This is a genomic window from Verrucomicrobiia bacterium (assembly GCA_019634625.1).
Lineage (GTDB): Bacteria > Verrucomicrobiota > Verrucomicrobiia > Limisphaerales > CAIMTB01 > CAIMTB01.
The window spans coordinates 78,126-88,608 of record JAHCBA010000015.1 but is presented as its reverse complement, the minus strand read 5'-3'; the positions used below and the strand labels follow the sequence as shown (position 1 = coordinate 88,608).

The window sequence follows — 10,483 nt, the reverse complement described above, 5'->3', positions numbered from 1 at the left end:
CCATGCGTGATCCGCCGGGCGAAAAGTATGGAGTTATTTTCGACATACTTTTGGAGACGAATGAACGCATGTCTCTGGTGAAGGCCATGAACACCATCGAATTCAAATTCTACTGTTCCCACTGCGATCAGCCCTTGAAGTGCGATCCCTGCCACGCGGGCCGGCAGATTCAGTGCCCGGCCTGCGACCATTTGATCCGCATCCCGAACCCGCCGGCGGGCACCGGCTTCACCCATGTGCAGCCGGAGTCCGGGCGCACTTGGGACACGCATACGCCCAAGGGCCGCCAAGCCTGAACTCAGCCGGATGGCTTTCCGGCGGTGGCACCCTTGAGCTCGACCGAGAGCCAGGACCGAGCGTAGGCCCACCACTGCTTGGCGGTGGGCACGGCGATGCCCAGGGCCGTGGCGGCTTCCTCGAAGCTCAAGCCGACGAAGTACCGCAGCTTCACCAGCTCGGCCTTGCGGGAGTCGATCAAGGCGAATTTTTCCAACGCCTCGTTCACGGCGAGCAAATGATCGTCGGCGGCGACAGGAGTGGGAAGGTCGAGTCCATCCAGGTCGATCACCTGGATCCCGGCGCCGCGTTTGGCGGCCAGCCTTCGCCGGGCGTGTTCGACCAGGATGCGACGCATCGCCTCGGCAGCCGCACCGAAGAAATGGGCGCGATTGTGAAACGTCGGGGCATCTCCGCCGACCAACCGGATCCAGGCCTCGTGGACGAGGGCGGTGGGCTGGAGCGTATGGCCAGCGGCTTCACGGGCCATCTTCTGCGCCGCCAGACGGCGGAGTTCTTCGTAAACGATGGGGAAAAGTCCCGCGGCAGCTTCGGGATCGCCACGTTCCACACGTTCCAGGATTTGGGTGAACTCGCTCAAGCTTCCTGCCGATTTCAGGCTCGTTCTCCGAGGTCGATACTGTCAAGTCCCGCCTCTGAATCGTGGATTTGGAAACTCCGCCGCCCTTTCCCGGCTCCCTTGGGCCGCCGATTTCCCCACGCGTTCCGGAGGGGATTGGATGATCGAGGAAACCACCGTCGAGGAAGCCCTGGCCACGTCGGTAGAGTTCCACAATGGTCTGAGGGCTCCAGTCCATTTGATTGGTGAGGAAGGTCATTAACCGATCCCCTCCGTCCACTACGACCCACGCGGTGATCCGGCGCAGCAAGTCCGGATACGCCTTCGCCGAACGCGGGCTCTTGGGCGCCACCAACTCGTCCCGGACCGCTCGTGCCCCGCTGGCCACCGGGAGGGACTCCTGCACCTCGCAGCCCATGTTCTCCTTGGCTCGCGTCACCCAGAACACCCCCCGGCACTGGAGGTCCCACAAGTGCCGGAAATCGACGTAGGCCTTGTCAAATATGACGATTTCCCCCGCTTGCACGTCGGCGCACACCTCACGTGCCCGCTTGGCGTCGGCCTCTCGCGCGGTGTCCACGACGGCGAAGCGGGGCAGGAAACTCTCCAGGTCCAACTCTTGATGGTGTCTTCATGGCGCGCTTTGTGGTTGGTGTTTTGTGTAGTGGCGTCTCGTTGCCTGGCGTCATGGCTCCGGCAATCGGTCCCTCCAGTACTCCGGTCACCGGTGACCGTGGGCTACAGCGATCACAGCTTCTTTTGGCCACGAACCGCTGCTTCGATCACGGCGATGTCGATTTTCATCTGCTTCATCATGGCTGCCATCGCCTGGGACGATACATTCTTGTCGGCACTCGTCGTCAACTCCGTCAACCGCTTTGGGTAAATCTGCCACGATACCCCGAAGCGGTCCTTGAGCCATCCGCAGTGGCTTTCCTCACCCCCGTTCGCAGTCAGCGCCGCCCAGAGGCGATCCGTCTCGGCCTGGCTGTCCGTCGCAACTGAAATCGAGACCGCCTCAGTCAGCGTGAACATCGGCCCGGCGTCGAGTATTTGGTAGGGTACTCCGCCCAACGAGAAGTCGATCACCGAGAAGGCACCATGTCCGGCGTCGCCATGAAAGGTCGTCTCGATCCGGCTTCCTGGGATCAGGGAGCAGTAGTATTCGGCGGCCTCACGGCCGCGTCCGTCATGGAACCAGAGGCAGGTGCGGATGGAACTTGGCATGGTATTGGTCTTCGTAATCAGGCTGATCGCCTTGGTGTCGTTCAATGATGCGACGAATGAGCGAGGGACTTCAGGACATGCAATGGTCGATTTCCATTGGGCGCTGGACAAATCCTTGAGCGGCCTGATGACTCGGATCACCGACCGCCGCCGCGATCGGGAGCGGCCTCAATCACGGTTCCCATGCCTAAGGGAAGCCCTCTCCCCACGCAATCCAGAAGCGCATCGCGGAAGATCTGGTGCAGGACGATTGAAAAGGCTCTGAGGGGTCTGGTCTGAGGCTCTTGGACAGGATGAACAGGATGAACAGGATGGAGCGGAGAAGGAGACATGGAGCGCTCGATCCACCGCGAAACCCGGCAGGAACGCCGCTCTTCTGCATCCTGTCGATCCTGTAAATCCTTTCCAAAAACCTCGGGTCTTCCTTGGGGACTATGTCAGAGACCCTGCGGTTTCCCGGTGGGTGGCCGGAGCCGGGGGGTTGGAGCGGGGCTGTGGCCGGCTGAAGCCAGGACACCGGACGGGGAGACACGGGACTTGGTCAGCGGCCCTCCGATCGGGTGCTGCTGCCGCTCGAACACTTCGGTGCGAAGGGGCGTATTGACACGTTTCGCAATGTTTCCGCTGAAACCGGGGGCGCCCCGCCACGCATCGGCTTCTTCCGGGTCCGCGGGACTGGAATGTAAGGAACACGGGGGCAATCAGCAGACTCGTCGCATCCGATCCGAAGTCTCGCCCCGACCCGCTCTGCCGCGCGTTCTCTACATACCTTCAGGGCTGTTATGCGTATGGATCTGTCATCGTTCCTGGCAGGCGGGCCTTCTCCTCGGTCGTAAACTCTGGCATGATTGCGTAGTATCGAAATCTCTCACACGGACCCTCCTCGACCAGAAACTTGCCGCTCTCGGTAAAGAATAATGGGTTGATGTCGCGTCGTACTACGTCCGCAAACCAATTGGCAGCGCATGTCGCCCGCTTAATCAGCCTAGAGCACTCAAGAAGCCAGTCCTCGTACATTTGAACACGCAGGTCATAGTCAGAGCAATACCCTTTACTCTTGTAGAATCGCTGCGAAACAAAGTGGGTTTGTTCGAGCTGAGCGTGCTCCAAGAACTTCTGGCATGCGGCCTGAAGCAGCCAACCAAGGCATGTCGTGGCTCGCATTAGCTCATCAAACTCCTTCGGCCAAATAGATGCGGCGATGCGCTGCCTCAACTTAAAACAATTCTCTGGTATTTCTCTTTCGAGTGCCGGATCAGGTGTAAGCATCTGACTCGCCCATGTCTTCCATCGCTCCAGCTGACAGGCCTTGACCGTGTAGTCGATGATGGAGGAAACTGCGAGCTGCTGGGCCTTCATTTTAGCGTCTGCAACGCTTGTTAGAGTCTCCCGAACCCAGAGCTCGTGCTCTGACTTGCGAATATGAAGTCGCTCGACAGGCCACTCAACTTGGTTCTTGTCGATCTCTGTGTGATGGTTGGGACAAAGCAGAATCCGGTTATGGTATCCATCACGCTCCTCTGCCGATAGCGGGCTTTTTCCGCGTGGCGCGTCCTGTTTCTCACCCACGATATGCGCCTGCTCACCAATGACAAAGGCTCCGCTGGCGGGACTTTGGGTTTGCGACAACTCGACGCGGCATATAGAGCAGAGGTTCGCTGCACGTCCCCAGAGTAGCTTTATATCCTTTTCGGTCATTAGGTACTCTTGCTGAGAAGTGCCCTAAGTTGATTGGCCTATAGGCTTGTAGAAAGGGTTTGAGGTTGTCAATGATGGATTGGGTGGGGTAGGTGAGCCGTGAGTTCCTGGCGGGCGGATAGGTTTGAGGATGGGTGAGGGGGTCTGGGTGGGCCCAGGTGTGGAATGATGTCTGCGGGGGAGGTTGGGCGGGGTGCGAGGGGGTTGTGGGGGGGGCCTGGTGGGGAGAATCCGGTTTTGGATTGCGATGGGCCGGCTCGTTCCATTGGAGCTGCGGGAATGCCGGGGATGCTGCACGGGCGACGGGGGGTTCGGTCGGGGGTGGGTGGCGGGACGGGAAGAGAGGCCTGATCGCCGGGGAAGCCCGTCCGAGAAATAGTGGATTCACCAGGAAGGCGCAAAGGACGGGGAGAGGTGGGTTGTGGACTCGCGGAGATCGTCCCTCCGATTGGCTCCCTCCTGACGATCACGGGGCGGCCGAGTGGGCGGTTGGGAAGTTCCCGGATCGAACTCCGGGGATTCGTGAACCCTCGTTGCTCCTCTGGAGACCGATTCCGACCCCGACCCCGATGCCGATCCCGATCCCGTTGCACCTTACGGCAGCTCGGAGATGCGGCGTTTCGTGGCGGGCGGGGTGTTCCGGGGGTGGATCACTCGGGCAGGCGGACGATGCGGAAGAACATGGCGGTTTCGCCGGGTTCGCAGGGGACCTCGCAGGTCAGGGCGCCGCCGTTGCCGACGAAGACGCCTTGGTCGTCCACGGGGCAGTCTTCGATTTCGGGGCGCGTGGTGGCCCAGTCTTCGCGGAGGGACGGGTTCCGTTCGATGCGGTAGCGGGCGCCGGCGACGGACTCGAGGGTCAGGGCGGCGCGAGGTGGATCGGTCGGGACGATGCGGAACCCGGCGATGGTGGGGCGGGGCTGGGGATCGACGGTGCCGGTGCGGGCGGGCAGGCGCAGCGGGGTGGCGAGGTCCGGTTCGCCGAGGGACAGGAGGTCCAGGGCTTCCAGATCGGAGCGGGCCCAGGCGAGGACCTCGGAGAAGGGCGGCGGGTTTTGTCCGAGGTCGAAGCGGGAGACGAGGACGCGCAGGCGCTGGGTGGCGGCGGGTGCCAGGGTGAAGGACGCGACGTGACCGATGTCCGGGACGTTTCCGGGTTGGGAAGCGAAGCCGAGGATATTGACGCGGTCGCGAATGACGACGGTGGCGTCGAGGGGTGCGGTGCCGGGATTGGCGACGTCGAAGTCGAGCGGGACGGAGCCCCCGACGGTGAGGGTGGGCGTCGGGGCGGCGGGGTCGCGGACGAGGTGGATGACGGGATCGCCGATGCGCGGGCGGAAGACGGTTCCGCGGCAGCAGAGTCGCGGGAGGTCGGGTCCGGCGGAGGCGCAGACCTCGAAGGCGGCGCAACCGCCGGGCGGGAGATCGGGGCAGCGGATCACGATGGGAACGGTGAGGCAGCCGCCGGGGGGGATGGGGCCGAGGGTGCCGGTGGCGGGGGAGAAGTCGGACACGCCGAGGACCTGGGTGCAGGGAGGGGAGGCGGGGAGACCGGCGGCCGCCCAGGTGTAGGTGCGGGGGACGGTGGCGTTGTTGCAGACGGTGTAGAGGATGATGGCGCTGCTGCCCGGGGTGCCGTCGGTGTTGGGCCGGCAGGGGACGCGTTCATCGACGGCGCAGAAGTCGGGTTTGACGGGGGTGCCCACGCAGGGGGGCAGTTCGAGGCAGACGGGGATGGCGCAGCAGGGGTCGATGCTTTCGTCGTGGAGGGTGAGGTTGAAGCAGAGGGGTCCGGGGCCGCCGGTGTAATTGACGGTGAAGACGCCGGTGCCGCCGGGGGGAATGGGGTTGGGAACGGGCACGGCATGGGCCGGACTGAATGCGGACGGGGGCAGGAAGGTGGCGTAGTAGAACGGGAACGGGTTGGGCGAGAGGTGGGTGAGATTTTCGACCACGAGCTGGAGCGTGTAGAGAACGGTGCCGTCGGGCTGGAGCCGGCAATCGATCTTGTGCTCGACGAGGCGGGCGCAGTCGCAGTTGGGGACGACGACGCAGAGTTTTTCGGTGCAGCAGACCTCACCGCTTTCGTTGAGGAGGGTGAGGCGGAAGCAGACGGTATGGCCGTCGGCACCGGCGGGAAGCTGGAAGGTGATGGTGGCGGTGCCGTTGTTGGTGAGGGGGCCGGGCAGGTTGAAGACGGTGGTGGGGATGGGTTGCAGGGTGATGGCCCCGGCGGGGAGGAGGTTGGTGGGGCAGGGGGTGAACCAGGCGTAGTTCACGGTGACCCCGGAGAGGTTGGTGATTTCGGCGGTCACGGTGACGGGGGCGCCGGGTTCCTTCGGGCATTCGACCCGCAGGACGCGGATGGCGCTGCAGGGCTGGCCGGGCATGATCTCGACGTCGCCGCCGCTGCCTTTGAAGTCGGGACCGGAGGTGGTGTAGGCGGGATCGAAGGGGACGCGGAAGGCGTTGGTGACGATGGAGGGGCTGGTGGCCAGGGGGAAGTCGGCGGGGCGTACGCCCTGGATGCCGTGGGGTCCGGGCATGTCGGCGAGGTCGGCGGAGGTCATCCAGATGATCTGTTCGGGGGCGCCGTTTTCCTCGCCGTAGGCCACGCCGCCATAGGCTTCGCCGCGGCCCCAACTGTTGCCGGTCTCGAGGGTGCGGGTGACGGTCCAGGTGGTGCCGGAGAGGACCGCGATGTGGACGCGGCTGGCGTGATTATAGGAGTCGGTCGGGGTGAGCATGGTGCGTTCCCCGAGGAGCATGCGGGTGCCGTCGGCAGAGAAGGCGATGTCGGTGACCGGGACGGCCTGGGCCCAGCCGGTGGGCACGGCGATGGGCGAGGCGGGGACGGTGAGGATTTCCGCGTCGGTGGCGGGGAGGAGGGCGCCGGTACCGGAGATCTGGATGCGCCGGATTTTGCCGGGGGAGGTGGAGCCGCCGGTGTTCCAGACCGCGTAGTGGACGGCGCCCTGGGACACGCCGATGCCCCAGAGGAGTTCGGTCAGGGGGGGAAGGCCGGGGGCGCCGGTATCGGCACCGAGGGGATCGAAGGTCTGGACGACGGAACCGGCGCTGTCGATGCGGTAGATGCGGCCGTCTTCGAGGTTGGTGGCGAAGAACTGATTGTGAACGGGGTCGTGGGCGAGGTTGCCGATGCCGGGGCCTGAGACCCAGCCGGGGGTGAGGGTCATGGCCTGCTGGGGCAGGACGGCGAAGACGGAGGGGACGCCGTTGGTCCGGTTGATCCGGTAGATGGTCCCGGCGGCGGCGAGCGAATTCGAACCGCCCCCGAGGCTGCCGTAGCGATGGTGGTAATTGAGGAACCAGGATTTGGAATAGAGGCCGTGGGCGGCGGCGTAGATGTCGCCCTGGGTGTCGATGGCCAGACCGTACACGGCGCCGAGGGTCTCGGCGGTCCAGGACGGGTGATGGTAGTCGGGCGGGTTCCAGAGCGGCGCGGCCGGGCCGAGGGGGCCGTAGTCACCGGGGGGCGGATTGCGGAAATCCATGAGGCCCATGACCCAGGCATTGGTCAGGGCCATGCTGGCGGGGGCGGCGCAGGTAACGGCTCCGATGCCGGGCTGCATGATGGGGGTGCCCCAGGGTGTGGCGGCGCGGAGGGAGCCGGGAGTGGCGGCCACGAAGGCGGCGGCGGCGAGGGCACCGAGCCAGGCCAATGGGGGGCGGGGAATGGACACGGGAAGACGGCAGTGCCGGACGTGGAGAGCCTCCATAGGATGGGTTCAGTCCGTCCCTGATTTCGCAGGGTGAGTCAATGTTATAGAGATCAGAAGCCGGTAATCCAATTCGTCTCAGCGAATTGCGTAGCTCCTCGGAAGGCAGAGGGCGGAGGGCGGACGGTGTGACGGGGTCTTGCGTCGGGGTGGGGCGGTTTCTAAGACTGGCGCCGCGATGCTCGACATGAAGTTAGTGCGGGAGCGGCCGGACTGGGTGCGGGAACGGCTGCGGGCGCGTGGGGCTGGGGATGAGGCGAAGATCGACGCTTTGGTGGAGCTGGACGAGGCGCGGCGGTTGAAGGTGGGGGAGGTCGAGCGGTTGAAGGCGGAGCGGAACGCGGCTTCGAAGGCGATTGGGGCGCTGATGGGCCAGAAGAAGGTGGCGGAGGCGGAGGCGCGGAAGGCCGAGGTGCGGGGATTGGGGGAGCGGATCGCGGCACTGGACCGGGAGGTGGACGAATGCGAGGAGCGCCGGCGCGAGGTATTGCTGGCCCTGCCGAATCTGCCGGACGCGGGAGTGCCGGTGGGGCGGAGTGCGGAGGACAACCCGGTGATCCGGACGTGGGGGGAGCGACGTGCGTTTGAGTTCACGCCGCGGACGCATGTCGAGTTGTGTCAGCGGTTGCGGTTGGTGGATTTCGAGCGGGGCGCGAAGCTCTCGGGGAGCGGCTTTCTTTTGTATACGGGCTGGGGGGCGCGGCTGGAGCGGGCGTTGATCCAGTACATGCTGGACCTTCACATCCGTGAGCACGGGTACACCGAGGTGTCGCCGCCGTTTGTGGTGGGTCATGCGTGCATGGTGGGGGTGGGTCAGTTTCCGAAGTTTGCGGACCAGGCGTATGCGGTGCGGGAGGGACTGGATGACGGGACGTTGGGGAAGCTGTACCTGGTTCCGACCGCGGAGGCGCCGGTGGCGAACATCCATCGGGAGGAGATCCTGCCGGTTGAAGCGCTGCCGGTCCGGTACGTGGCGTACAGTCCGTGTTTTCGGGCGGAGGCGGGGGCGGCCGGGGTGGGGACGCGGGGGATGATCCGGGTGCACCAGTTCGACAAGGTGGAGATGATCCGGATTGTGCGGCCGGAGGAGGGGGAGGCGGCGTTGCAGGAGATGGTGGGGAACGCGGAGCGGATCCTGCAGAGCCTGGGGCTGCACTACCGGGTGATCCAGTTGTGCACGGGGGACATGGGGTTCGCGAGCGCCAGGACCTATGACATCGAGTTGTGGGCGCCGGGGCAGGGGGGATGGCTGGAGGTGTCGAGCTGTTCGAATTGCGAGGAGTTTCAGGCGCGCCGGATGAATCTGCGATTCAAGGACGAGGAGGGGCAGAACCGGTTCCCGCATATTCTCAACGGCAGCGGGACGGCCCTGGCGCGGCTGTTTGTGGCCTTGATCGAGACCCATCAGCAGGCGGACGGTGGGGTGATCGTTCCGGAGCCGCTGCGGGACTATTTGGGGACGGACCGGATTGAACCCTGAACGAACCCTGAACACGGGAACTGGAGCATGCGCATTCTACTGGCGACCAGCGAACTGCATCCCTACTCGAAGACCGGCGGGTTGTCGGACATGGTCTCGGCGCTGGCCAAGGCGCTGGCCCGGGCGGGGCATCGGGTCGGGGTGGTGACGCCGTTGTACCGGCCGATCTGGGCGCGTCACAGTCCGGAGCGGCTGGACTGGTGGATGGAACTGACGGTGGGGGACCGGACGGTGCGGCCGGAGGTCCGGGTACTCGAACCGGAGCCCAACCTGACCGTGTATTTCGTCCATGCGCTGGAGTATTTCGACCGGGACGGCGTGTATGGCGACACCCATGTGCCGTACGGGGACAATGACGCGCGGTACATCGGATTCAGCCAGGCGGTGGTGCATTTGGCGCGGCATCTGCCGTGGCGGCCGGAGGTGGTGCATGTGCATGACTGGCCGACGGGGCTGGTGCCGTTGCTGATCCGGGACGCGGTGGAACGGGGGGGGTGGGCGGAGGCGCCGCGGACGGTGCTGACCATTCACAACCTGGCGTACCAGGGGATGTTCGGGCGTGCGGCGTATGGGCTGACGGGGTTGCCGTGGTCGCATTTCCATCCGGGCGGCGCGGAGTTTCATGGCGGGTTCAACCTGTTGAAGACCGGGCTTATTTATGCCGATGCGCTGACCACGGTGAGTCCGCGGTACGCGCGGGAGATCACCACGCCGGAGTTTGGGGACGGGTTGGACGGGGTGATCCGGTCGCGGCAGGGGGTGCTGCGGGGGATTCTGAACGGGGTGGATTACGACGAGTGGAAGACCGAGGGGAACCCGTATCTGCCGTTTGCGTACACGGCGGAGGAAATGCGGGGGAAGGCGCTGATCAAGGCGGCCCTGCAGACGGAGATGGGATTGCCGCCGCGGGCGTCGGTGCCGTTGCTGGGGACGGTGGGGAGGCTGGCGGAGCAGAAGGGCGTGGACCTGACCCTGGGGGCGCTGGAGGAGATGCTGGCGGGGCCGATCCAGTTTGTCTCGCTGGGGAGCGGGCAGGCGGAATACCAGAGCGCGTTGACGGCGCTGATGCGGCGGTATCCGGACAAGGTGGGGAGCCGGGTCAGCTTCGATGTGGCGCTGTCGCACCGGATCGAGGCCGGGTGCGATTTCTTCCTGATGCCGTCGCGGTTCGAGCCGTGCGGGCTCAACCAGATGTACAGCCTGCGGTACGGGACGGTGCCGATCGTGCGGCGGACGGGGGGATTGGACGACTCGGTGACGGATCTGCGGGACGACCCGGGGCGGGCCAACGGGATCAAGTTCGAGTCGTATTCGAGCCGGGCGCTGGTGAAGGCCATCCGGAAGGGGCTGGCGTTGTACGCGCAGCCGGACTGGCTTGGATTCTACCGGCGGAACGGGATGGCGGCCGACTTTTCGTGGGACCGGACGCGGGCGGCGTACGAGGAGGTTTATCGTGGCGGGGCGTGACCCCGCGTGGGGCGC

Annotated in this window: 7 protein-coding genes; 3 read left to right on the top strand and 4 right to left on the bottom strand. The window is 65.0% G+C overall.

Annotation, left to right across the window (positions count from 1 at the left end):
• Positions 1–2: 2 nt before the first annotated feature.
• On the top strand, positions 3–296 hold the full coding sequence (locus tag KF833_11120; GenBank protein ID MBX3745847.1) for a hypothetical protein: 294 nt from the start codon (positions 3–5) through the stop codon (positions 294–296).
• 2 nt (positions 297–298) lie between these two features.
• On the opposite strand, the gene KF833_11115 is transcribed toward KF833_11120, so the two are convergent.
• The 4 genes from KF833_11115 to KF833_11100 all read right to left on the bottom strand — a co-directional run bounded on the left by KF833_11115 (position 299) and on the right by KF833_11100 (position 7,485).
• Complete coding sequence (locus tag KF833_11115) at positions 299–877, bottom strand: RNA polymerase subunit sigma (GenBank protein MBX3745846.1); 579 nt, start codon at positions 875–877, stop codon at positions 299–301.
• A gap of 726 nt (positions 878–1,603) precedes the next feature.
• The gene (locus KF833_11110) at positions 1,604–2,083 is read right to left on the bottom strand and encodes a VOC family protein (GenBank protein MBX3745845.1); all 480 of its coding nucleotides are present in this window, start codon (positions 2,081–2,083) and stop codon (positions 1,604–1,606) included.
• Between the two features lie 780 nt (positions 2,084–2,863).
• Entirely contained in the window at positions 2,864–3,781 is a 918-nt protein-coding gene (locus KF833_11105) for a hypothetical protein (GenBank protein ID MBX3745844.1), read from the bottom strand.
• 650 nt (positions 3,782–4,431) lie between these two features.
• Positions 4,432–7,485: a hypothetical protein gene (locus KF833_11100; protein MBX3745843.1), complete on the bottom strand. Its 3,054-nt coding sequence runs from the start codon at positions 7,483–7,485 to the stop codon at positions 4,432–4,434.
• A gap of 214 nt (positions 7,486–7,699) precedes the next feature.
• On the opposite strand from KF833_11100, the gene serS reads away from it, so the two are divergent.
• Complete coding sequence (gene serS / locus KF833_11095; GenBank protein ID MBX3745842.1) at positions 7,700–9,001, top strand: serine--tRNA ligase; 1,302 nt, start codon at positions 7,700–7,702, stop codon at positions 8,999–9,001.
• 27 nt (positions 9,002–9,028) lie between these two features.
• On the top strand, positions 9,029–10,468 hold the full coding sequence (gene glgA, locus KF833_11090) for a glycogen synthase GlgA (protein MBX3745841.1): 1,440 nt from the start codon (positions 9,029–9,031) through the stop codon (positions 10,466–10,468).
• Positions 10,469–10,483 lie beyond the last annotated feature (15 nt).

What these genes read in the sequence shown, in the direction of transcription:
- glgA (MBX3745841.1), top strand. Translation starts at nt 9,029, where the DNA reads ATGCGCATTCTACTGGCGACCAGCGAACTGCATCCCTACTCGAAGACC.
- KF833_11120 (MBX3745847.1), top strand. Translation starts at nt 3, where the DNA reads ATGCGTGATCCGCCGGGCGAAAAGTATGGAGTTATTTTCGACATACTT.
- KF833_11110 (MBX3745845.1), bottom strand. Translation starts at nt 2,083, where the DNA reads ATGCCAAGTTCCATCCGCACCTGCCTCTGGTTCCATGACGGACGCGGC.
- serS (MBX3745842.1), top strand. Translation starts at nt 7,700, where the DNA reads ATGCTCGACATGAAGTTAGTGCGGGAGCGGCCGGACTGGGTGCGGGAA.
- KF833_11105 (MBX3745844.1), bottom strand. Translation starts at nt 3,781, where the DNA reads ATGACCGAAAAGGATATAAAGCTACTCTGGGGACGTGCAGCGAACCTC.